Source organism: Nocardiopsis sinuspersici (assembly GCF_001998325.1).
Taxonomy (GTDB): Bacteria; Actinomycetota; Actinomycetes; order Streptosporangiales; family Streptosporangiaceae; genus Nocardiopsis; species Nocardiopsis sinuspersici.
In genome coordinates, this window is sequence record NZ_MCOK01000001.1 from 1,341,240 (window position 1) to 1,362,536 (window position 21,297).

Annotated in this window: 21 protein-coding genes; 15 read left to right on the forward strand and 6 right to left on the reverse strand. The window is 71.1% G+C overall.

Annotated elements, in window-relative coordinates; translation table 11 throughout:
• Position 1: 1 nt before the first annotated feature.
• The 3 genes from NOSIN_RS05595 to NOSIN_RS05605 are packed head-to-tail and all read left to right on the forward strand — an operon-like array spanning position 2 to position 2,837.
• Positions 2 to 895 carry a methyltransferase domain-containing protein gene (locus NOSIN_RS05595; protein ID WP_077689712.1) on the forward strand — a complete coding sequence of 298 codons (894 nt, stop codon included), beginning with the start codon at positions 2 to 4 and terminating at the stop codon, positions 893 to 895.
• Positions 892 to 1,551 carry an NHL repeat-containing protein gene (locus NOSIN_RS05600; RefSeq protein WP_077689713.1) on the forward strand — a complete coding sequence of 220 codons (660 nt, stop codon included), beginning with the start codon at positions 892 to 894 and terminating at the stop codon, positions 1,549 to 1,551. The genes NOSIN_RS05595 and NOSIN_RS05600 overlap by 4 nt, the downstream gene beginning before the upstream one ends.
• 11 nt (positions 1,552 to 1,562) lie before the next feature.
• On the forward strand, positions 1,563 to 2,837 hold the full coding sequence (locus tag NOSIN_RS05605) for an ABC1 kinase family protein (protein WP_216349807.1): 1,275 nt from the start codon (positions 1,563 to 1,565) through the stop codon (positions 2,835 to 2,837).
• Between the two features lie 50 nt (positions 2,838 to 2,887).
• On the opposite strand, the gene NOSIN_RS05610 is transcribed toward NOSIN_RS05605, so the two are convergent.
• The gene (locus tag NOSIN_RS05610) at positions 2,888 to 3,814 is read right to left on the reverse strand and encodes a homocysteine S-methyltransferase family protein (protein ID WP_077689715.1); all 927 of its coding nucleotides are present in this window, start codon (positions 3,812 to 3,814) and stop codon (positions 2,888 to 2,890) included.
• A 288-nt stretch (positions 3,815 to 4,102) separates the two neighbouring features.
• Here NOSIN_RS05610 and NOSIN_RS05615 point away from each other — a divergent pair, with 288 nt between their 5' ends.
• The gene (locus tag NOSIN_RS05615; RefSeq protein ID WP_077689716.1) at positions 4,103 to 4,834 is read left to right on the forward strand and encodes a DUF899 family protein; all 732 of its coding nucleotides are present in this window, start codon (positions 4,103 to 4,105) and stop codon (positions 4,832 to 4,834) included.
• 15 nt (positions 4,835 to 4,849) lie between these two features.
• Here the strand turns inward: NOSIN_RS05615 and NOSIN_RS05620 are convergent, their stop codons facing one another.
• Both NOSIN_RS05620 and NOSIN_RS05625 read right to left on the reverse strand, forming a co-directional pair.
• A complete protein-coding gene (locus NOSIN_RS05620; protein ID WP_077689717.1) occupies positions 4,850 to 5,260 on the reverse strand; it encodes an ArsR/SmtB family transcription factor in 411 nt (136 codons plus the stop codon).
• 42 nt (positions 5,261 to 5,302) lie between these two features.
• Positions 5,303 to 6,559: a macrolide family glycosyltransferase gene (locus tag NOSIN_RS05625; protein WP_077689718.1), complete on the reverse strand. Its 1,257-nt coding sequence runs from the start codon at positions 6,557 to 6,559 to the stop codon at positions 5,303 to 5,305.
• A gap of 299 nt (positions 6,560 to 6,858) precedes the next feature.
• On the opposite strand from NOSIN_RS05625, the gene NOSIN_RS05630 reads away from it, so the two are divergent.
• From NOSIN_RS05630 to NOSIN_RS05655, 6 genes are all read left to right on the forward strand, one after another.
• Positions 6,859 to 7,842, forward strand: coding sequence for an ATP-binding cassette domain-containing protein (locus tag NOSIN_RS05630; protein WP_077689719.1), 984 nt, complete (start codon positions 6,859 to 6,861; stop codon positions 7,840 to 7,842).
• Positions 7,839 to 8,681 (forward strand): ABC transporter permease, encoded by an 843-nt coding sequence (locus NOSIN_RS05635; protein WP_077689720.1) that lies wholly within the window; start codon positions 7,839 to 7,841, stop codon positions 8,679 to 8,681. Before NOSIN_RS05630 ends, NOSIN_RS05635 begins: the two co-directional genes overlap by 4 nt.
• A 139-nt stretch (positions 8,682 to 8,820) precedes the next feature.
• Complete coding sequence (locus NOSIN_RS05640; protein WP_077693428.1) at positions 8,821 to 9,555, forward strand: class I SAM-dependent methyltransferase; 735 nt, start codon at positions 8,821 to 8,823, stop codon at positions 9,553 to 9,555.
• A 150-nt stretch (positions 9,556 to 9,705) separates the two neighbouring features.
• Complete coding sequence (locus tag NOSIN_RS05645) at positions 9,706 to 10,302, forward strand: SRPBCC family protein (protein WP_077689721.1); 597 nt, start codon at positions 9,706 to 9,708, stop codon at positions 10,300 to 10,302.
• A 157-nt stretch (positions 10,303 to 10,459) separates the two neighbouring features.
• Entirely contained in the window at positions 10,460 to 11,314 is an 855-nt protein-coding gene (locus NOSIN_RS05650; protein ID WP_269087600.1) for a formylglycine-generating enzyme family protein, read from the forward strand.
• Between the two features lie 16 nt (positions 11,315 to 11,330).
• The gene (locus tag NOSIN_RS05655; protein WP_077689723.1) at positions 11,331 to 11,597 is read left to right on the forward strand and encodes a MoaD/ThiS family protein; all 267 of its coding nucleotides are present in this window, start codon (positions 11,331 to 11,333) and stop codon (positions 11,595 to 11,597) included.
• Here the strand turns inward: NOSIN_RS05655 and add are convergent.
• On the reverse strand, positions 11,566 to 12,654 hold the full coding sequence (gene add / locus NOSIN_RS05660) for an adenosine deaminase (RefSeq protein WP_077689724.1): 1,089 nt from the start codon (positions 12,652 to 12,654) through the stop codon (positions 11,566 to 11,568). The genes NOSIN_RS05655 and add overlap by 32 nt on opposite strands.
• 106 nt (positions 12,655 to 12,760) lie before the next feature.
• On the opposite strand from add, the gene NOSIN_RS05665 reads away from it, so the two are divergent.
• Entirely contained in the window at positions 12,761 to 13,525 is a 765-nt protein-coding gene (locus tag NOSIN_RS05665; RefSeq protein ID WP_193371911.1) for a crotonobetainyl-CoA--carnitine CoA-transferase, read from the forward strand.
• Between the two features lie 34 nt (positions 13,526 to 13,559).
• Here the strand turns inward: NOSIN_RS05665 and NOSIN_RS05670 are convergent, their stop codons facing one another.
• Positions 13,560 to 14,975 carry a metallopeptidase TldD-related protein gene (locus NOSIN_RS05670; protein WP_077689725.1) on the reverse strand — a complete coding sequence of 472 codons (1,416 nt, stop codon included), beginning with the start codon at positions 14,973 to 14,975 and terminating at the stop codon, positions 13,560 to 13,562.
• Between the two features lie 34 nt (positions 14,976 to 15,009).
• Positions 15,010 to 16,500 carry a TldD/PmbA family protein gene (locus tag NOSIN_RS05675; RefSeq protein ID WP_077689726.1) on the reverse strand — a complete coding sequence of 497 codons (1,491 nt, stop codon included), beginning with the start codon at positions 16,498 to 16,500 and terminating at the stop codon, positions 15,010 to 15,012.
• 190 nt (positions 16,501 to 16,690) lie between these two features.
• On the opposite strand from NOSIN_RS05675, the gene NOSIN_RS05680 reads away from it, so the two are divergent.
• From NOSIN_RS05680 to rfbB, 4 genes are all read left to right on the forward strand, one after another.
• Positions 16,691 to 17,374 (forward strand): winged helix-turn-helix transcriptional regulator, encoded by a 684-nt coding sequence (locus NOSIN_RS05680; RefSeq protein ID WP_077689727.1) that lies wholly within the window; start codon positions 16,691 to 16,693, stop codon positions 17,372 to 17,374.
• A 343-nt stretch (positions 17,375 to 17,717) separates the two neighbouring features.
• Positions 17,718 to 19,001, forward strand: a complete 1,284-nt coding sequence (locus NOSIN_RS05685) for an aminotransferase class V-fold PLP-dependent enzyme (RefSeq protein ID WP_077689728.1) — start codon at positions 17,718 to 17,720, stop codon at positions 18,999 to 19,001.
• Position 19,002: 1 nt separating this feature from the next.
• Positions 19,003 to 20,130: a trans-sulfuration enzyme family protein gene (locus tag NOSIN_RS05690; protein WP_077689729.1), complete on the forward strand. Its 1,128-nt coding sequence runs from the start codon at positions 19,003 to 19,005 to the stop codon at positions 20,128 to 20,130.
• A 138-nt stretch (positions 20,131 to 20,268) separates the two neighbouring features.
• Complete coding sequence (gene rfbB, locus NOSIN_RS05695) at positions 20,269 to 21,255, forward strand: dTDP-glucose 4,6-dehydratase (protein ID WP_077689730.1); 987 nt, start codon at positions 20,269 to 20,271, stop codon at positions 21,253 to 21,255.
• Positions 21,256 to 21,297 lie beyond the last annotated feature (42 nt).

Genomic DNA, 21,297 nt, shown 5'->3' on the forward strand with positions numbered 1-21,297 from the left:
CGTGGACAGCCGGACACTGCTGATGCATCAGGTGATGCTCTCCGACGGAAGGCGGCTGGACGCCTACGACCGGGCTCTGAGAGAGGAGATCACCCCGGGAGACGTCGTCGCCGACCTCGGTGCGGGCACGCTCGCGTTGAGCCTGCTGGCCCTCCGCCACGGGGCGGGGCACGTGTTCGCGGTGGAGGGCGACCCCGCGACCGCCGCGCTCGCCGCGCGTATCGCCGAGGGCAACGGGCTCGGGGACCGGCTCACCGTCATCCAGGGCGACGCCCGTTCCGTGCGCCTGCCCGTTCCGGCGGACGTGGTGGTGGGTGAGCTCATGGGCAACCTGGGACCGGAGGAGGAGATGCCCGAGACCTTCGCCCGGTTCGCCGAGGCCAACCTCGCGAAGGGAGGCAGGTGCGTTCCCCGCGCCCTCACCACCGAGCTCGCGGCGATCCAGTTCGACGGTGAGGGCTGGGGCATCTGGTCGGACGGCTTCCTCGGCCACAGTCTGGCGGTGGTCCAGGAGCACGCCGTCCCCGCGGCCCAGCTCCACTTCTTCCAGAGGGACCCCGTCCTGCTGAGCGCCCCCGTCCCCGCGGCCGAGTCCGAGCTGGGCGCCAAGGGCCCCTCGTCCCTCGGGGAGACCCACGAACTGACCGTCGTCCGCCCCGGCAGGCTCCACGCCATCATGGGATCGTTCACGGCGGCGTTCACCCCCGACGTCTCCCTGTCGAACTTCCCCTCCTACCCGGGATGCAACTGGGGCGTCTGGATCTGGCCCCTGCGCCACACCGCGGTCTCGGAGGGCGACGTCCTGAGGGTTCGGATGCACAGGCCCGACACGGTGCGCGACGTCATGGAGTGGCGGATGGACTGCCGGATCGTTCGCGGGAGGGAGGCGCGATGACCATCCTGGCGGGTATCGTCCGCGACCTCCCCGTGAACGCGCTCACCCCGTGCGGACTGACCTGGTTCGGCCAGTTCCTCTGGTTCTCGGAGGGGTTCACACGGCGCATCAGCGCGGTCGACCCCCACTCGGGGGAGGTCGTGCACCAGATCTCCTGCGACGACATGAGCACCGACCTGACCACGCTGCGGGGAGGACTGCTCCAGATCGTGGGGGAGGACGACCGGCTGCGGCTGCTGGACCCCGGGAACGGGGCCACCCTCGACGAGGCGCCCAACCCCCGCCCCGGCCACGCCGTCACCGGGATCGAGGCGGGCCGGGAGGGGATCTGGATGAGCTACGGGGACCTCGGCGTCCTCGACTTCCGCTCGCTGGACGGCCTCGCCCTGCTGGAGACCGTCTCGGTGGGCGGGCACCCCACCGGTGTGACGGTCTCCGACGGCTTCGTCGCCTACGCCGACCACCAGAGGTCCCGACTCACCCTGCTGGACGTCAACGGGCACCACCGGCGCCTGGCCGTCTCGGTGTGGGGCAGGCCGAGCGCCCTGACATGGGACGGGAGGCTGCACTGGTACTGCGACTACGACACGCTACAGCTGCGGGCGGTCGAACTGCCGGGTTTCCGGCGGTCCGCCGGCCATGACTCACGATGCTGAGGGAGCCCCCCGTGCCACAAGGACTCAGGTACCTGCGCCGGGCCGCGCGAGTGTTCTCCACCGTGGCCGTGGCGCTCCCCGCGGCGGCGGCGGAGGGGCTGGCGGTGGCTGTGGCCTCCGGCGGCGACCGAGGCCGCCGACGGTTCCACCGGCGGATGACCGGACTGCTGATGCGGTTGGGCCCCGCGTTCGTCAAGGTCGGCCAGGTGCTCGGAACCCGCAGGGACATGCTGTCGCCCGCCCTCTGCGACGAGCTCTCCCGCCTCCAGGACGACGTCGCCCCCCTGGACGAGGCGCGCAGCGAACGCCTCCTGCGTGAGGTCTACGGGGAGGAGATGCCGGAACTGTTCCGGCGGATCGACTTCCGGCCGGTCGCCGGAGGCAGCATCGCCTGCGTCTACCGGGCCGACAGCGAGTCCCGGGGCGCGGTGGCGCTCAAGGTCCTGAGGCCCGGGGTCCCCGAGGTCATGGAACGCGACTTGTGGCTGATGCGCCGGGGCGCCGCCCTGGCCGCCCGGCTTCCGCTCCTGGCCGGCATGCCGGTCGTCCAGGTCGTCGGACAGGTCGCCGACGCGGTCCTGGGCCAGCTCGACTTCCCCCGCGAGGCCGAGGCCCTCCAACGGCTGCGCGGCAACCTCTCCGCCGTGCGGCGTGTGAGCGCGCCCCGGGTCTACGAGGAACTGTGCCGACCGCACTGCGTCGCGATGGAGTTCGTGCCCGGACTCGACACGGAGACGCCGCGGCGGTGCTCGCCCGTGCTGCGCCGCGGGTTCGCGGAAGCCGGGCTGACCGCCGTCTACCGGATGCTCTTCGTCGACGGTTTCGTCCACTGCGACCTGCACCGGGGGAACCTGTACTTCACCGAGGCGGGGCAGGTGGTCCTCCTCGACGCCGGGTTCAGCGTCCAGCTATCCGACCGGCTGCGGCGGCTGTTCGCCGAGTTCTTCATGAACATGGCCGTCGGACGCGGCACACGCTGTGCCGAGATCGTCATCGAGAGCTCGACCGGGCTGGGCCCCGACGCGGACCTGGAGGGCTTCACCGTGCTCATGGCGGACCTGGTCCACCGCAGCCACGGGCTCTCGGCGGAGGAGTTCAGCCTCGTCGCCTTCGCGACCGAGATGTTCGACCTGCAACGCAGACACGGGGTGCACGCTGCCGCGGAGCTCGTCTTCCCCCTGCTCTCCCTGCTGGTGGTCGAGGGGACGATCCGCGAACTCCACCCGGGGATCGACTTCCAGGAGACGGCCAAGCCCATGCTGAACAAGGGGCTCTTCTCCGCCTGAGGCGTGGTCGCCCGCCGGGGCCGCCGTGCCCGGCCCCGGCGGGCGCGCCGTCAGGGCCGCGACCCGCCGGGAGCCGCGGCGTGCTCTCCGGCCAGGGCCCGGGCCAGGGCGGCGATGTGCGCGGACGTCGTCCCGCAGCAGCCGCCGACGAGGTCGAGTCCGTACTCTCCGGCCCAGCGCGCCATGGTCGCCGCGAAGGCGGCGGGTTCCACCGCCGGGGCCAGGGGTCCCTCCACGGAGGTGTCCGGACCGCGTTCCTCGATGTTCGGATAAGCCCCGAGCGCGCCGGAGTACGACGTGCGCAGGACCCGCAGTGCCTCCTCCGTCCTCTCCGGGGCGGTGCAGTTCACGCAGACCATCGCCGCTCCGGCCGCCTCGACGGCCCGGGCCGCCTCGGCCAGGGGCTCGCCCGACAGCAGGGCCGCGCCGTCACCGCAGACGAACCCCGCCCACGGCACGCCGCCCACCGCGACGACCTCTTCGACCGCGATCCGGGCCTCCCTGACGGTGTTCATCGTCTCCACCAGGAAGACCTCCACCCCGCAGCGCCGGAGCTCGGTGGCCATCCAGCGGTGTTCCGCGCGCAGGACGGAGTCGTCCGCGGGGACCGAGCCGGGCTGGTAGCAGTCCTCGACCGGTCCCATGGAGCCGACCACGTCCACCCCCGGGTACCGTTCGGCGGCCCGCTCTGCGGTTCCCAGCGCCGCGTGCACCATCCACGCCCTTCCCGAGCCCGGGTCGAACCCCAGCCGGTCCAGTGTCCGGAGGTTGCACCGGAAGGTGTTGGCGGTGAGCACGTCCGCGCCGGCGTCCAGGAAGTCCTCGTGGATCCCTCGCAGGCGTTCGCGCCTGGTACCGACCAACAGGGACTTGTTGGTCCACCAAGGTGCCTCCACGGGTTCGCCGGCGCGGGCGAGCTCGGTCGCCAGCCCTCCGTCGAGCAGCCGAGGCGGCCCCGGGCGTCGGGGACGGTTCATGTCCTCTCCCTTCACCTCACCGGGACGTGGCCGGTCCTGACGGGCGGTCACGGCGGCGGCGTGGGACGCCCCTCGCGGTCAGAACCCCGAACCTTCCCGGAAACCAACCTAAATAGTTTAAAAAAATATACTCTTGACCGTAGCATGGGCGCGTTCGGGCGGCCAGGGCCGATTCGGGGCCGGTGCCGTGCCCGATGCGCCGCCGGGCGGCACCCGTGCTCCGGGGAGGTGCCCGCGGAGGCCGGGGAGCCCGGCGGGTGAGTACTCGTCTGTCGGAAAGGGAGCGAAATGGGTCAGAACCAGGGGAGCACCGGAGGGTCCGTGAACGAGGAGGACGACATCGTCCTGTGGCCGGCGGCGGCCGACTCCGCCTACGCGGCCGCGCGCCGGTCCCTGCTGCGCAGGGAGCGCGAACTCCACGACCTCGCCGAGAGCGTGGCCGCCGAGCGCCGCGCACTGCCCAGGGGCGCGGTCGTGGACGAGTACGTCTTCCGGGAGCGGCCAGCGGGGCCGGCGCGGGGAGACGGCCCCGTCGAGACCGCCCTGGCCGACCTCTTCGGCCCGCACGACACCCTGGTGGTCTACCACCTGATGTTCGAACCGGGGAGCGGGCAGGCGTGCCCCATGTGCTCGATGTGGGTCGACGGGTTCCAGGGTGTGGCGGCACACCTGGCCAGGCACACCGCGTTCGCGGTCGTGGCGAAGGCCGGTGCGGACGAGCTGAGGTCCTGGGGCGCGCGTCGCGGGTGGGGCGGCCTGCGGCTGCTCTCCAGTCTGGAGAACACCTTCAACCACGACTTCGGAGTGGAGACCAAGGACTGCGAGCAGGCCCCCGGGGTGTCGGTGTTCGTGCGGGCGAACGGGGTGGTGCGCCACCACTACAGCGCGCGCCCGGAACTCTCGCCGACGCGGTCCGAGCGGGGTATCGACCTGCTCTCGCCGGTATGGCAGGTACTCGACCTGCTGCCCGCGGGCCGCGGCGGGTGGTACGCGGAGAACTCCTACGTCGAGGAGGTGTGAGAAGCCGGTGGCGCGCTACGCCTCCCCGTCCGGGCGCGGCCTGGCCGTGCGCTCGGTGTCGGGCGGGACACGTGCGTCCGCCTCGGGGCGCTCCGGTCCCACACGCGACTCGCGTGCCCCGCGCGCCAGGTCGGTCTCCAGTGAGTCGAGCCGCTGGTTCCAGAACTTCCTGTAGCGCTCCAGCCACAGGTCGACGTCCTTGAGGGGTGAGGGAGCCACGGCGTACAGGCGCCGGGTTCCCTCGGCCAGGACGGTCACGAGGCCGTTCTCCCGCAGGACCCGAAGGTGCTGGGAGACGGCGGGCTGCGAGATCCCGAACTCCTCCTGGATCACGGCGCTGACCTGGCCCGCGGTCCGTTCGCCGTCGGCGAGTAGTTCGAGGATTCGGCGGCGGACGGGTTCACCAAGTATGTCGAAAGCGCGCACACCCAGAGTTTAGCGGTTTGCTTATATAAGTCAAAGCTGATTTTACTGGCCGGTGTCGGCCGTTCGCCCCCTACGCCGGCCGGAACGGGCGGTCGGGTCCGACGTCCGCGCGAACTCCTCCACGGCGTCGGCCGCTCGTCCTGCGCCGCCCGCCGCGAGGATGTCCGCGCGGGCGGCGGCGGCCCGTTTCGCGGTCCGCGCGTCCGCGGCCAGGGCGCGGACGGCCCGTGCGATACCCGCGGGGTCCGTGTCGTCGGGGTCCAGGCGGTGGCCGAGCCCCAGTTCGACCACCTGGTCGGCGGAGGGGCGGGCCTCCGGCGCGAAGTGGGGCGCCACGAGCAGGGGGCGGCCGTGGCGCAGCGAGTCCATCACCGCGCCCGTGGTGCCCTGGGTCAGAAGGACCGTCGTGTGCGGGAGGACCTCGTCGAAGGGGAGCCAGGCGTGCACCTCGGTGCGGCCGGGGAGCCCGTCCAGCTCCGAGGGGTCGAGGAACTGCCCGACCACCAGGACCACGTGCCACTCGGAGCCGGCGAAGGCCTCGGCGCACGCGCGGAAGAACCCGGGGTGCTCGTTGAACTGGTTGCCCAGGGAGACCAGGAGGACCGGGGAGCCGCCCTCGGGCGGTCGCCAGCCGACCGGTTCGGTGGTGGGCGGGGAGGAGGGGCCGACGAAGACGAACCGCTCGTCGAAGGTCTCCTCGGCGACCTGGAACGACCGCGGGATGAACACGATGTTCAGGTCCTCGATCTCGTCCCAGAACTCCCTGACGGACCTGTGCTCGTCACCGAACTCCGCGAAGACCTTCCGTATCACCGGTTCGAACCCCGCCACGTCGGCCGGATGCCGGAACCCGTTGCCGCGCCACAGCGCCTCGTAGATGGAGTAGTGCTCGTTGGCGGCGAAGATCGGCGACAGGCGCACCGCGGGCCGCCGCCATTTCCGCGCGAGGAGCCGGCCCGCGATGAAGGGGAAGACGTCGTAGAGCACGAGGTCCGGCGGGTCGTCGTCGAAGGCCGCCTCCGCGGCGCGCAGAATGGCGAGGTTCTCTTGGAGGTGGAGCAGGTGCATCCGTGTCTCGGCGTCGTCCTGTCCGACCAGGTCGGGGACGTGGACGTCGTCGAAGACCGACCGGTAGGGGAACAGCGCCGCCCCGGCCGACTCCACGGCCTCGGCGAACATCGCGCCGGTCACGTAGCTGACCCTGTGGCCTCGTGCGGTCAGTTCCCCGATCAGGTCGAGTGACGGGTGGACGTGCCCGTGCCCCTGGACGCTGAGGCACAAGATGTGACGCGGTCGCATGCGTTCCCCTGGGTGGTGGCGTCGTGGTCCGCGTGGGACCGCCCTCACGCTAACTATATATATCTGTAGTTAATAAGGGTAGGCCTCTCGTGGTTCACGCCGCCGTTCCTCTTGGGGCAAGAGATCAACCTTGACTTATATAAGCAAGTGCTTCTATGATCGCCGTCAGGTTCGGGGCGCGATATCCCGGCTCCGCCCAGGCGGGCCGCCGTCCCGGCGGGGCGGTACGACCCAGCCGGCGCGTTGCCCGCGGGGGCCGGTCGGCCGCACCGCACCACCACCCCAGAGAGAGGACCACCATGACTTCGGACTCGGGTCCCGCCATCGAGACGGTGGACCTGAAGAAGAGCTTCGCATCCACCCGGGCCGTCGACGGACTCGACCTGAACGTCCCGCGCGGTGCCGTCTACGGCCTGCTGGGTCCCAACGGATGCGGTAAGACCACCACGATCCGCCTGCTGAGCACGCTGATCCGGCCGGACTCCGGCGCCGCGCGCGTCCTGGGGCACGACGTCGTCACCGAGGCCGACACCGTGCGCTCCCGGATCAGCCTGACCGGGCAGTCGACCACGGTGGACGAGGAACTGACCGGCGGGGAGAACCTCGTGCTGGCCGGCCTGCTGCGCGGCCTTCGTCGCGGCGCCGCCCGCGAGCGCGCCGAACAGCTCCTGGACGCGTTCGACCTGGCCGAGGCGGCGAACCGGCTGCTGCGCACCTACTCGGGCGGAGAGCGGCGCCGCATCGACATCGCGGCCAGCATCGTCGTCACCCCGGACCTGCTCTTCCTGGACGAGCCGACCACCGGCCTGGACCCGCGCAGCCGCAGCCGGGTGTGGGACATCATCCGCGTGATGGTCGATACGGGCACGACGGTCCTGCTCACCACGCAGTACCTGGAGGAGGCCGACCGCCTGGCCCGCAACATCGCCTTCCTCGACCGGGGCCGCGTGGTGGCCCGGGGGACGCCGAAGCAGATCAGGGAGGCCGCGGGGAACGCCACCCTGCGCCTGGGGCTGCACGACCCGCGGCGACGGGGGGAGGCGGAGGACCTCCTGCGACGCGACTTCGGCGCACGGACCTCCTGGGACCCGGAGACGGGCCGATTGTCGGTGTCCATCTCCGAAGCCGGTCTGGCAGCGGAGGCCGTCACCCGGCTCTCACAGCAGGGGGTGGAAGTGAGCGACTTCGCCGCCGACCGGCCCAGCCTGGACGAGGCGTTCCTCGCGATGACCGGGTACAGGGCCACGACCGCCGAACGAGAGGAAGAGGAGGCGATCCGATGAGCGCCCCCGTCACACCCCTCAGCGACACCGAACGCTCCGCGCTGCACCGGGCACTGGTGAGCTCCGAGCGCCCGAGGCGGTCGGGGCCCGTGGCGGCGTCCCTCGCCTTCGCCTGGCGGGCTCTGCTGAAGATCAAGCACGTGCCCGACCAGCTCAGCGACGCGATCATCTTCCCGGTCATGTTCACGCTGCTGTTCACGTACCTGTTCGGCGGGGCGATGTCGGGATCCCCGGCGGAGTACCTCCAGTACTTCCTTCCGGGGGTCGTGGTCCTGGCCGTGGCGCTCACGAGCATGTACACCGGGATCACGCTCAACCAGGACATGCACAAGGGGACCTTCGACCGGTTCCGCTCACTGCCCATCTGGAGGCCGTCGGTCCTGGTCGGCTCGATGCTCGGCGACGTCGTCCGGTACGCCGTCGCCTCGACCGTGCCCCTGCTCCTGGGACTCCTCCTCGGCTTCCGGCCGGAGGGCGGCCTGGTGGGGGTGCTCCTGGCGCTGCTCTTCATCCAGTTCTTCACCTTCAGCCTGGCGTGGATCTGGACGCTGTTCGGGGTCATGATGCGCACGCCGACCGCGGTCCAGGGAGCCACCTTCCCGCTCCAGTTCCTCCTCGTGTTCGGCAGCAACATCCTCGTCGACCCGGACACCATGCCCTCCTGGCTGGGCTTCGTCGTCTCGGCCAACCCTGTGAGCCACGCCACGACCGTGGTCCGGGGGCTCATGCACGGCTCCCTCACACCCGGGGAACTGCTCGGAGGGTTCGTCGCCTGCGGGGTCCTGATCCTGCTGTTCGCGCCTCTCACGATGTTCTTCTACAACCGGAAACAGCGGTAGCCGCGAACATGTGCTTGATAAAGAATTAGTGAGTTGAGACGCTATGTACGCGGTGCCCGGACGCTCCGGTCCGCGCGCACGCGTCCCGGACTTCCGTTCCCGCGCCAGGGAGCCCTTCGGCGCGGACGAAGGAGGAGCGATGCCCCCCTCTCCCGCGGTCGAGGCCTTCGGGCCGGAGCACGCCGACGTCTACGAGCGCGTGTACCGGGCACGCGGCAAGGACTGGAAGGCCGAGGCCCGGGACGTGGCCCGGCGGATCAGGTCCGTGCTCCCCGGCGCCTCCTCGCTGCTCGACGTCGGCTGCGGCACGGGGGCGCACCTGGAAGTCCTCTCCGGCCTGTTCGACCGAGTCGAGGGACTGGAGATCTCCTTGACCATGCGCGAGCGGTCCAGGCGTCGGCTGCCGTCGGTGCCGGTCCACTCCGGGGACATGCGCAACTTCGGGCTCGGCCGCTCCTTCGACGCGGTCACGTGCCTCTTCACCTCGGTGAACTACGTCGGAGGCGTCCCCGAACTCCGTGATGCGGTCCGGCGGATGGCCGACCACCTGGTGCCGGGGGGCGTGCTCGTCGTCGAGCCCTGGTGGTTCCCCGAACGCTTCCTCGAAGGACACGTCGCCGGGGACCTCGTCCGGGAGGGGGACCAGACCATCGCGCGCGTGTCCCACTCCCGCAGAGAGGGGCGTGCGACCCGCCTGGAGGTGCACTGGACCGTCGCCGGCCCCTCGGGTGTCAGCGGGTTCACCGAGGTCGAACACCTGATGATGTTCACCGAGGCCGAATACCGCGCGGCCTTCGACCTGGCCGGGTGCGACGTCGACTTCCACGGGACGTGGCTGACCGGGCGCGGGCTGTTCGTCGGGGTCAGGAGGTGAGCGTTCGAGCGCGCACGGGCTCCATGGGCGGAGGCACGCCGAACGCGCTTTGATTAGCCTTGACTTATATAAGCAGAGAATGGATAATTTTCGTCGTCATGGCGGCCGTCGTCACGGACGGTCGTCCGTTGGAGAGGAACGGGGAGAGCAATGACCGAGACCGCGAGTTCGTCCGCCGGGACCCACCGCGAGGTGGGCCGACGCACGATCGATGCCGGGGAGGCCCACACCGCGCTGATCCGTCGGACCTACAGCGCTTCGGTGGAGGAGGTCTGGAGTGCCTGCACCGACCCGAAGCGGATCAACAGGTGGTTCATGGAGCCCGCGGGTGACCTCCGGGCCGGGGGGAACTTCGCGCTGGAGGGCAACGCCAGCGGCAGCATCCTGAAGTGCGAGGCCCCTCACCTCCTGGCGCTCACCTGGGAGTACGGGGACGACCCCGCCGCCTATGTGGAGCTCCGGCTGTCCGAGGCCGAGGGCGGTGGCACGCTCCTGGAGCTGGAGCACGCCTCGGTGAGCGAGTCCTTCCTGGTCAGTGATCCGGAGACCGGCGACTGGGGCGTCGGTGTGGGCTGGGAGATGCCGCTCGACTTCCTGGAGAGCTACCTCAAGGGTGAGACGCCGGACGCTCCGACCTCGGAGTGGTTCGAATTCACCCCCGAGGTGGAAAAGCGCGCAGCCGAGCGCGGGGCGCTCTGGGCCAAGGCCGTGGAGGTCGCCTACGCGCGCTCCCTCAAGGGTGCCTGACCCCGGTCCTTCGGCCCCGGTCGCGGCCCCGCGGGGCCGCGACCGGGGCCGAAGTCGTCCTGAGGCTGTCGAGGTATGGCCATGACCCAATTAGCTATATATAATTATAGTATTTTCCGTGATGTCCTACGGAAGCGGGGTCGGTTGGATGGGCGAGATGGTGTGTGTGCCGGGAGGAACGTTCCCCATGGGGTCGCCTCCGTGGGTGCTCGCCTGGTTGGAGCGCGAGAGCCAGCCCTTCCCCGGAGAGTGGTTCGGCGACGAGACCCCCCAGCGGACGCGGACGGTGCGGCCCTATCGGATCGACCGGTACCCCGTGACCGTCGACGAGTTCGCGGAGTTCGTCCGGGACACCGGCTACCGGACCGGAGCCGAGCGCGCGGGCCGGGGAATGGTCTACGGCTCCGGCTACTGGGAGGAGCGGGCGGGGGCCTGTTGGCACAGCCCCGCCGGGGAGGGAAGGGCCGAGGGCTATGGCGACCACCCGGTCGTCCACGTCTCCTTCGAGGACGCGCAGAGCTACGCGACGTGGGCCGGCAAACGGCTGCCGACCGAGGCGGAGTGGGAGTTCGCGGCGCGGGGCCCCGTCTTCCGCCTCTGGCCCTGGGGCGACGACTGGAGGCGGGAGAACGCCAACACCGCCGAGTACCACGCGGGCCGCCTCCACTCACCCGGGGAGTGGAGACGGTGGTGGGAGTCGGTTCGTTCCAGGTCCGGGCCCCTGCCGCAGACCACGGCCGTGGGTGCGTTCGGGCCGGAGGGCGACAGCTACTTCGGGTGCTCCGACATGGCCGGCAACGTTTACGAGTGGAACTCGACCGTCGCCCACCTCTACGACGAGGAGGTGGAGTGCGACGCCACACTGCGCATGGTCGTGGGGCGTTACCGGGTGATCCGGGGCGGCTCGTGGATGAACTTCCGCTACCAGGTGCGGTGCAGCGAGCGGATGTACGGGGACCCGGACGGATGGTCCAACTTCGCGACGGGGTTCCGGTGCGCCGTGGACGCCTAGGGAATAAGGAGCGGCAATGGTCACGATCGTGCTCTCATCGGCATGGGCGCAGGGCGGTCAGACGAGGTTCGAGGTGGGGGAGGGGCTGCTGAACGAGGTCCTGAAGGAGTTCGCCGTCAGCCAACCCGCCTACCGCCACCGGCTTCTGGACGGAGACGGCGAGCCCCTCGGCTACTTCAACGTCTACCTGGGCGACGAGTTCGTGCCCCGCGGCCACAGGGCCGACGCCCCGGTCCGTCCCGGGACGACCGTCACCATCGTCCCGCCCCTGGCCGGCGGCTGACCCCGGGCGTCCCCTCAAGGGAGTCGCGCAGCCGGGCGACGTCATCGAGCATGCGCGCCCGCAGCTCCTCCCCGCAGAAGGCGGCGCGCACCCCCGCCTCGGCCAGGTCCAGGATCCGGGACAGGGAGAGGCCCCACCGCCGCGCGCAGAGCCGGTACTCACCCTCCAGGTCGGTGCCGAACATGGCCGGATCATCGCTTCCCAGCACCACGGGAACCCCGGCGCCGAGAAGGTCGGGCAGCGGATGGACGTCCAGAGAGGAGACGGCGCCGGTGCGCAGGTTCGAGGTCGGGCACACCTCCAGGGTCACGTTCCGCTCGACGAGGAGTTCCAGCAGCGCGGGGTCCCCGGCCGCGCGGATCCCGTGGCCGACCCGCTCCGCACCCAGGTCCAGTACCGCCGACCGCACCTCCTGCGCGGTGGTCGTCTCCCCGGCGTGCGGAACGCTGTGCAGCCCGTGGTCCCTGGCCCGGGCGAAGGCGTCGCGGAAGAGGGCACGGGGGGCGACGGCCTCGGGTCCACCGAGCCCGAAGCCCACCGTTCCCTCCGGCCGGTGCCGAACGATCCAGTCCACGGTGGCCGACGCCTCCTCCGGTCCCTCGTCGCCCGAGGCGTCGAAAATCCAGTTCAGTGTGACGCCGTGCCGCTCGGCGACCAGGGTCCGGCCCAGGGTCAGGGCCTCGGCGAGCTCCTCCGGCCGTAGTCCCCTGCGCAGGTGGGAGAGGGGGGTGACGGTCACCTCCGCGTAGCGGACCGCGTGTTCGGCCAGCCGCCTGCCGAGGCCGCGGACCAGGTCCTCGACGTCGGCGGCGCTGGTGACGAGGGAGTTGACCGACGTGTACACCTCGATGAAATGCGCGAAGCCGGTGAAAGCGAAGTAGCGGCGTACACCGTCGGCGTCCGTCGGAACTCCGTGCCCGCGACGGCGGGCGGCCAGACGCGCCACGGCCTCCGGTTCCGCGGCGCCCAGCAGGTGCAGGTGCAGATCCACCTTGGGCAGCGCGCTCAGGAGGGCGTCGATGCCGGAGGTGCCCTCGGTGGGGGGCTGCTGGGGCAAGAGTGACCTCCGAGTTGAACTTCGTGTCTACAAAAAGCTATGCATTATTATAGTAAGTGGGTCATGCTGTCGTGAGTCAGAATGTCTGCCGGGCGGAGGTTTCCTGGTGCGGTTCGACTTAGAGGCGGTCGCCGAGGACTATCTGCGGCGGCGCTTCCCGGGGGCCGAGAACGGCCTGCGGCAGCTCCCGCGGACGCGGCTCGACTGGGACGAGGACTACTGCCGTGCGGTGGCGGAGCACTTCCACCGTGCTCCGGTCGTGGCCCCGCCTCCCTGGCTGCTGCGCTCCTACCGCAGCCTCCAGCGCGAGAGCCTGGAGCAGTTCCGCGCGATGACCAGCGCCGGGCTCCGGGTCAGGCCGTGGCGTGGGGCGGGTGAGCCCTACCGGGGGTCCGCTCACCTGAGGCGCAGCGTCCTCTCCACGAGGGTGCTCCACGTCTACCTGACCAGTTCCGGCCACGGACCCGGAGGGGAATCTCGGCCCCACCCGATGAGGGAGCCCTCACCGGTGCGGATCGACGGGGTGCGGTTCACCCACAACGACGTCTTCCGGGCCGTCCACGACGCCTTCGGGCACGTGATGCACGGCAACGGCTTCGGACCGAAGGGGGAGTTCCGCGCCACCTACAGCCACATGCGGATGTACCCGGAACGGGCGCATCCCGTGCTGTTCGCCGAACAGGTGGCGCAGATCTGCTGGTTCTACTACGGGCCCCACCTGGCCGACTCCCGGGGACGGCTGCCGAGGAGGGGCGAGGCCGGGTACCTCCCACCGTCGGAGCGCCCCTATCCGGAGCAGAAGGTCGTGGCGCTCGGCCCTGGGCTCCTCCGGGACTTCCTGGCCCTCTTCGGGCGGGGCCCGGAGCGCTGACGCGGGCTTCCGCCGCCGTACGGCCGACCGGTGCTCAGACGGAGGTGGTCGCCGCGGACAGCGCGAAGTCGGCCACCCGCAGCGGGGGCATGGCCGTCCGCACGGTGCAGTCGCCCCACTCCCTCGGCAGGGTCCTGGTGGACCGGCCCACCTCCGTCACCCGCTCCAGCAGTCCCACCGGGCTCTCATCGAACCGGGAGTTGCCGACCGTTCCGGTGACCTCGCCGTCCTCCACCAGGTACACCCCGTCCCGGGTGAGGCCGGTCAGCCGTAGCGAGGCGGCGTCCACCTGGCGCAGGTACCACAGACTGGTGACGAGCAGACCGCGCCGGGTGGAGGCCACCATGTCGGCCAGCGACGGGGCGTCCGCCGGACCCTCCAGCCGCAGGTTGTCGATCCTCGGGGAGACGGGGACACCGGCTCTCAGGGCCGACCTCCGGTCATGCACGAGCGTGTTCAGCACGCCGTCGGCGATCCAGTCCGTCGCACCGAGCGAGAGCCCGCTGTCGAAGACCGACGCGGCGCCGTCGGCGCCCCGCGCCACCACAAAGGGCACGGCCCCCATCCCCGGCAGGGCCGGATCGCTGCTGAGCGCCAGCGGCTGGGAGGTGAGCCGTTCGCCGAGCCGGGTGCCGCCCCCGGGACGCCCGAAGACGGTACGGCCGTGCAGCGCGTCGTCCGCGTCCAACTCTCGGTACAGGTGGAGCATGAGGTCCGCGACACAGGAGGGGGACAGGATAACCTCGTAGCGGCCCGGGGGACACGCGGAGCGGCGGGTGCGGCGCGGACGCGCGCGCAGGCGGTCGTCCATGGCCGTGACCCAGCCCTCGGGGAACGGGGTGTCCGGGGCGGTGGTCGCGCTGTCACCGGCCCAGGAGGTCGCCGGGTCCTCGACGCCGCGCATGGTGAGGTCCAAGAGGGCTGTGGGACGTGTGTGCCGCAGGCGCACCCCGGTGGAGGAGGCCAGGTAGGTCGTACGGACGTGTCGTTCGGCGTACCCGTGGAGCAGGCGGCCCTCGGCGCGGGCCCGGGCGAAGGCGGACCGCAGTTCCTCGGGCACGTTCCCGAGCGGGTCCTCGGGCGGGGCGGGGGCGGGGGAGCGCCATTCGGCGGCGGAGCCGACCGGAACCTCACCTGGGCCGGGGAGAGCAGGGGCGTCCGCGACGACCGGGTTCCCCGAACAGGAGCGCCACGCCTCCTCCGCGATCCGGGAGGTGTCCACACCGTGGACGCCGCTGTGGGAGACGACTCCCGCCGAGGTCCCCTCCCGGGTGTTTCGCAGGGCGATGACGGTCGTGCGCCCCACGTCCGCGCTCCCGCTCGCGGTCACGGTGTTGGCGGCCCACCGCAGGTGGGTGCCGCCGCCCTGCTCGACGATGACCACGCACGCGTCGGCGCGGCAGTCCGCCAACACCCTCTCGGCGGTCTCCTGCGGGGTACGGTCGGCCACTTCTCCTCCTCGCGCTGTCGGATCCACGCGTCGGTCAGACGGAGCGCCGGACGCTCACGCCCTCGAACAGGGCGGTGGGGCAGCCGTGGCTGACCGGCGCCGACTGCGTCGGCTGCCCCTTGGCACACAGGTCGGCCCCGAAGAGCCGGTAGGTCTGCGGGCCCCCGACCGCCGACAGCGCCGCCCAGAAGTCCTGCGTGTTCCCCCGGTAGGCGACGTCGCCCACCGGCTCAGCGACCTGCCCTCCCCGTACGCGGTAGCACCGTTGGGCGGTGAACTGGAAGTCGCGGCGCTGCATGTCGATCGACCAGCCCGCCGCCCCCACGACGTAGATGCCGTCGTCCACACCGCCGAGGAGGTCCGGGGTCGAGGGGCCGCCGGGGGAGGGCCTCAGCGAGACGTTCGGCATGCGTTGGAGCGGGGCGTGCGCCGCCGACTCGGCGTACGAACAGCCGTTGGACCGGGGTGATCCGATCGTGCGCGCGCCCCGCCGGTCGAGCTGGAGACCGACCAGCAGGCCCTCCTCCACCAGGGACCACTCCTGTGCCTTCACGCCCTCGTCGTCGAAGCCGACCGTGGCCAGCCCGCCCGGTGCCGTGCGGTCCGCCCGGACGTTCATCAGGTCCGAGCCGTAGCACAGGGTCCCCAGGTCCGAGGCCGAGACGAAGGACGTGCCCGCGTAACCGGCCTCGTGGCCCAGGATCCGGTCGAGCTCGGTGGCGTGTCCCACGGACTCGTGCAGGGTCAGCCAGAGGTTGGACGGATCGATGACCAGGTCGTAGCGGCCAGGTTCGACCGAGGGCGCGCGCAACTTGCCGTCCAGGTGCCCGGGCAGCTCCGAGAGCTCGGCCTCCCAGTCCCAGTCGGTGCCCGAGAGGTACTCCCAACCCTGCCCGCTGGGGCCTCCGAGGGTGCGTAGGCTCGCGGTCCGGCCCGTGCGCGGATGGGTTCCCACCGCCACCAGCATGGGGTGCGTCCGCACCCGCCGCTGGAGGGTCTCGGTCCCGGCCGAGTCCGTGTAGAACTTGTTCTCTTCGGTGATCGCGAGCATCGCCCACACGTGTGAGACCGGCGGTGAGGAGAGCAGGCGCCGGCTCCAGTCCGCCAGAAGGGCCGTGCGCTCCTCGGACGGGACGTCGAAGGGGTTCACCTCGTAGGAGGCCCGCCAAGTCGCGCGGTGCACCGGTTCGTCCACCGGATCCGATCCGCCCCCGCCCACCCGTGCCGCCGCTTTCGCCAGGTCCACCGCGCGCTCCGCGCAGAGCGCCGCGTTCCTCGGGACGGGGGCGGTGCGGGAGGCGAAGCCGGTCCCTCCCCCGCGCAGCACCTGTACCGCCACCGCCGTGTCCGTGGAATCGGAGCTGTTCGACGGGGCCCCGTCGCGGAGGAAGACCACCGAGCGCCGGGTCCGCTCGACACGCACGGACGTGTGCTCGGCCCCCAGCCGCGCCGCGCGCTCCAGGGCGGCGTCGGCGGTCTCCCGGGGACGGAGCCCGATGAGGTCCTGGTCCACTTCGCCTGGCACGGGTCTCCTCCGGGGTGGCACCGTCGTCTGCGCAGAACTTAGCGCCTTCCCGGAGGGCGTGTGAGGCCCCGGCGGGTTGCGGAGCGGGCCTCTTCCCAGGTGGCCTGGGCAGGGGGCCGGGTGAAGTTCGCAAAAATGAAGTAGTATGTGATTGAGAAGTGAAATCACTATCCGTTGAAGGTGGGATCCGATGTCTCGGACGCGCCGTAAGTACAACCAGTACTGTGGTCTGGCGTCGGCGCTGGACATCATCGGGGAGCGCTGGACCCTGCTCATCGTGCGTGAGCTCCTGCTGGGCCCGGCCCGTTACCGCGACCTGCTGGAGTCGCTGCCCGGCATCGGTACCAACCTTTTGGCCGAGCGGCTCAAGTTCCTCACGGAGAACGGCGTCGTGCGGAGGGCGGAGGGCGCCAACGAGCGCGGTTACGAGCTCACCGCGCACGGTGAGCTGCTGCGCGAACCCGTTCTCCAGATCGCCCACTGGGGCCTGAGCCACCTCGGCGCCCCCGAACCCCAACACGAGGTGCGGCCCCACTGGGGTTTCCTGGCGGTGCAGTCCATGCTCGACCAGTCGCGCGTCGGGGAGTTCGACGAGTGCTACGAGTTCCGTGTGGACGGGTCCGACTTCCACATCCGTGTGGAGGGGGGCAGGGCCACCACCCACGAGGGCCGCTGCGAGTCACCCGCCATGCTCGCGGTCACCGACGCGCGGACCTTCGTCGAGATCGGTTCCGGCAACCTGAGCCCGATCATGGCCGTGGTCAGCGGCCGGCTCTCCCTGGAGGGCGACCAGCAGTGCGTCCAGCGGGTCATGGAACTGCTCGGCCTCGTCGACGGCGAGGTTGCGCGGGGCCAGGTGCGGGAGTCGGTCTGAGGACCCCGCCCGGCCCGGAAGGGCCCCGGTGCTCTCCGGGGCCTCCTGGTCGACTTGTCCCGCTCATCCGGATGCTTTAAAAATAAGTTGTAATATGCCATCGTGTACGCAGTGTCCCCGTGATTGTCGGCATGGAGGATGGTGGCTACGGCATGGCTCATGCGATCGAAGCATTCCCTCTGAGTTCGGTTAACCACCTGTGTTCCCTGGCAGGGCGCGCTGTGGTCCCCCTGGCGGGAGCGTCGGCCCGACCCTTGGGGTGGCATCGACCGGACTATACGGAGATGAACCGTCTTTCCTCCTCTTGGGGCACCGGAACCCCTTGTGACGAGGAGGGGGAGGAATGAGCCACGGCATCCCCGCGGACACACGGAGCACGGTGGGCCGAGCGGTCCGGGACCGGTTCCCGATCCTGTCCACCCGCCCGGGCGGCGTCCCCCTCACCTACCTGGACAACGCGGCCACCACCCAGAAGCCGGACAGCGTACTGGACGCGATCGTCGGCTACTACTCCCGCGACAACAGCAACATCGGCCGGGGCCACTACCGGCTCAGCCTGAACGCGACCGAGTTGTACGAGGGCGCCCGCGAACGGGTGCGCCAGGTCCTGGGCGCCCAGCACCCCGACGAGGTGGTGTTCACCCAGGGGACGACCGCGGCGACCAACCTGCTGGCGGACACCTTCGGGGCGCGGGTCGTCGGCCGGGGAGACCAGGTCGTGGTCAGCGGTATGGAGCACAACTCCAACCTGCTTCCTTGGCGCAGGCTCTGTGAGCGGAGCGGCGCGGAACTGGTCGTCGTCCCCGTCGACGGGGACGGCCGTGTCGCGGCGGCGGACTTTCGAGCAGCCCTGGGGCCGCGTGTGCGACTGGCCGCGGTCGCCCACGTCTCGAACGTGCTCGGCACGGTCAACCCCGTCCGCGAGATGATCGCGGACGCCCACCGGGACGGTGTCCCCGTCGTGGTCGACGGGGCCCAGGCCGTCCCGCACCGTCCGGTGGACGTGCGCGAACTCGACGCCGACTTCTACTGCTTCTCCGGACACAAGGTCTACGGTCCGACGGGCACCGGAGCGCTCTACGGCAGGCGGGAACTCCTGACCGATCTGCCCCCATACCAGGTGGGCGGAGGAACGGTCAAGGGCGTCGCGCACGACGAACCCGTCCGCCACGTCCCCGTTCCCTCCCGGCTGGAGGCGGGCACACCGGACGTGGCGGGCGCGATCGGACTCGTCGCGGCCCTGGACTTCGTCGACGGCCTCGGCTGGGACGCCGTACGCCGACACGACGCCGAGCTCGTCGACCACGCGGTCCGGGTACTGAGGGGAGTCGACCGGGTGCGGGTGGTCGGTGCTCCTGAAGCCGACCCCAGCGGCATCGTCTCCGTCGTGGTCGAGGGCGTCCACCCCTACGACGTGGGCGGGCACCTCGACCGGCACGGTGTCGCGGTCCGCAGCGGGGTGCACTGCGCCAGTACGTTCCTCGACGACCTGGGACTGCTCGGCACGGTCCGGATCTCCTTCGGGGTCTACAACACCGTGGACGAGATCGACTTCCTCGTCCGGGCGCTGGAGACGGTCCGACCCGGTGAGTGGACCAAGAACCACCCCGACAGCCGGTTCCTGTGACATGCGGTTCGACACCAGGCTGGTCCAGAGCGGACGGGAAGCCGACGGAACCGGGGCCACGGTGCCCCCCATCCACGTCGCCACGACCTACGACCAGCGCCACCAGGACCCGCCGCGCTACTTCTACGCCCGCGGTGAGAACCCCACCCGGGAGGCGCTGGAGCACACGCTCGCGTCCCTGGAGGAGGTTCCCTTCGCCACCGCCTACTCCTCCGGGCAGGCCGCGGGGGACGCGATCCTCTCCGTCGTCCCCCCGGGCGGGCGGGTGGTCGCCTCCGACGACGTCTACGGGGGCACCCGCGCGTTGTTCGCCCTCCTGGACCGCAGGGGGATCACGGTGGACCACGTGGACCTCACCGACCGGGACGCACTGCGCGCGGCCCTGCAACGGGGGCCGGACCTCGTGTGGATCGAGGCGCCCACCAACCCGCTGCTGAAGATCGCCGACCTGGCCGAGGTGTGCCCACGGGCCCGCGCCGCCGGGGCGGTCGTCGTGGTGGACAACACGCTCGCCAGCCCCGTGCTCCAGCGACCGCTGGACCTGGGGGCCGACGTGAGCCTGTACAGCACGACCAAGTCGATCGCGGGCCACAGCGACGCGGTCGGCGGGGCCCTCGTCTACCGGGACGCCGAACTGCACCGGAGGCTGCTCTCCTACCGGACCGCGGTCGGCAACGTCCCCGGACCGCTCGACTGCTACCTGGTCCACCGGGGGCTGAAGACCCTTTCCCTGCGTGTGGCCCGGCAGGTGGCCAACGCGCAGGCGATAGCCGAGGCGCTGCGGGACTCGGGCCTCACCGGGGCCGTCCGCTACCCGGGGCTGCCCGAACACCCCCAGCACGACGTGGCCGGAAGGCAGATGTCGGGGCCCGGCTCCATCGTCTGCTTCGAGTGCCCGGTCGAGCCGGAGAAGCTCTTCCGCCGGCTGCGGCTCCACTCCTGCGCGGTGAGCCTCGGCGGAGTCGGATCGCTCATCCAGTGCCCGGCGCGGTCGACGCACGCGGGGATCCCCCGGAGCACGCGGCTGGAACTGGGCCTCACCGATGACCTGGTCCGGGTGTCGGCGGGGATCGAGGACGCCGCGGACCTGGTCGAGGACCTGTTGACGGCACTGCGCGCCACCGTTTGACGGGGGAGCGCCACGACGTGGAGGGGTGGGGTGTGTGGACGCTCCCAGGAGGCCGGAGGTCGGCGCGGGCGCGGGAGGGGCTCCCCCCTGCGGCGCGGCCGGGCCTACGGGCGGCGACGAGTGCGGGCGGAGCGGCGTATGAGGATCCTTGTCACGGGGGCGGCCGGGTTCATCGGCTCCAACTACGTCCGGCGCCTCCTCGGATCCCCCGCGCCGGAGCCGTACGGCGCGACGCGGCGGGTCACCGTGCTCGACAAGCTCACCTACGCCGGTAACAGGGCCAACCTCGAAGCGGTGGAGGGAACACCCGGGTTCACCTTCGTGGAGGGTGACACCACCGACGCCGCCCTGGTCCGGGCGCTCGTCTCCACGCACGACGCCGTGGTCCACTTCGCGGCCGAGTCGCACGTCGACCGGTCCATCCTGTCGGCTCAGGACTTCGTGTTGTCCAACGTCGTGGGTACCCAGACGCTGCTCGACGCCTGCCGTGAGTACGGGGCGGGGCCCTTCGTCCAAGTCTCCACCGACGAGGTCTACGGGTCGGTGGAGTCGGGAGCCTGCACGGAGGACTCCCCGCTGCGTCCCAGCTCTCCCTACGCCGCGTCCAAGGCGGCGGCGGACCTGCTGGCCCTCTCCTACCACCGCACGCATCGCATGGACGTGCGGATCCTCCGCAGCTGCAACGCCTACGGGCCCTACCAGTTCCCGGAGAAGCTGGTCGCCCTTTCCGTCACCCGCCTCCTGGAGGGCGGAGAGGTACCCCTCTACGGCGACGGCATGCACGTGCGGGAATGGATCCACGTGGACGACCTGTGCGACGCCGTGCAGAGGGTCCTCCTGCACGGCCGAAGCGGAGAGGTCTACAACGTCGGCGGCACGGAGCTGACCAACAAGGAGACGGTCGGCGCCCTGCTCACCGCCTGCGGCCGGGGCTGGGACAGGGTCCGCCACGTGGAGGACCGAAAGGGGCACGACCGGCGCTATTCGCTGGACTGGGCCAAGATCCGCTTTGAGCTCGGTTTCCGCCCGACCGTCGACCTGGCGGACGGCATGGCCGACACGGTCGCCTGGTACCGGACCAACCGCCGGTGGTGGGGGCACTCCGTGGGCACCGCCGCCTGCTGACCCAAGGGCCTGGCCCCCTCGCCCGGCCCCCGATGTCCGTTC

What these genes read in the sequence shown, in the direction of transcription:
- NOSIN_RS05600 (WP_077689713.1), top strand. Translation starts at nt 892, where the DNA reads ATGACCATCCTGGCGGGTATCGTCCGCGACCTCCCCGTGAACGCGCTC.
- NOSIN_RS05610 (WP_077689715.1), bottom strand. Translation starts at nt 3,814, where the DNA reads ATGAACCGTCCCCGACGCCCGGGGCCGCCTCGGCTGCTCGACGGAGGG.
- NOSIN_RS05615 (WP_077689716.1), top strand. Translation starts at nt 4,103, where the DNA reads ATGGGTCAGAACCAGGGGAGCACCGGAGGGTCCGTGAACGAGGAGGAC.
- NOSIN_RS05625 (WP_077689718.1), bottom strand. Translation starts at nt 6,559, where the DNA reads ATGCGACCGCGTCACATCTTGTGCCTCAGCGTCCAGGGGCACGGGCAC.
- NOSIN_RS05630 (WP_077689719.1), top strand. Translation starts at nt 6,859, where the DNA reads ATGACTTCGGACTCGGGTCCCGCCATCGAGACGGTGGACCTGAAGAAG.
- NOSIN_RS05635 (WP_077689720.1), top strand. Translation starts at nt 7,839, where the DNA reads ATGAGCGCCCCCGTCACACCCCTCAGCGACACCGAACGCTCCGCGCTG.
- NOSIN_RS05640 (WP_077693428.1), top strand. Translation starts at nt 8,821, where the DNA reads ATGCCCCCCTCTCCCGCGGTCGAGGCCTTCGGGCCGGAGCACGCCGAC.
- NOSIN_RS05645 (WP_077689721.1), top strand. Translation starts at nt 9,706, where the DNA reads ATGACCGAGACCGCGAGTTCGTCCGCCGGGACCCACCGCGAGGTGGGC.
- NOSIN_RS05650 (WP_269087600.1), top strand. Translation starts at nt 10,460, where the DNA reads ATGGTGTGTGTGCCGGGAGGAACGTTCCCCATGGGGTCGCCTCCGTGG.
- NOSIN_RS05655 (WP_077689723.1), top strand. Translation starts at nt 11,331, where the DNA reads ATGGTCACGATCGTGCTCTCATCGGCATGGGCGCAGGGCGGTCAGACG.
- NOSIN_RS05680 (WP_077689727.1), top strand. Translation starts at nt 16,691, where the DNA reads ATGTCTCGGACGCGCCGTAAGTACAACCAGTACTGTGGTCTGGCGTCG.
- NOSIN_RS05685 (WP_077689728.1), top strand. Translation starts at nt 17,718, where the DNA reads ATGAGCCACGGCATCCCCGCGGACACACGGAGCACGGTGGGCCGAGCG.
- NOSIN_RS05690 (WP_077689729.1), top strand. Translation starts at nt 19,003, where the DNA reads ATGCGGTTCGACACCAGGCTGGTCCAGAGCGGACGGGAAGCCGACGGA.
- rfbB (WP_077689730.1), top strand. Translation starts at nt 20,269, where the DNA reads ATGAGGATCCTTGTCACGGGGGCGGCCGGGTTCATCGGCTCCAACTAC.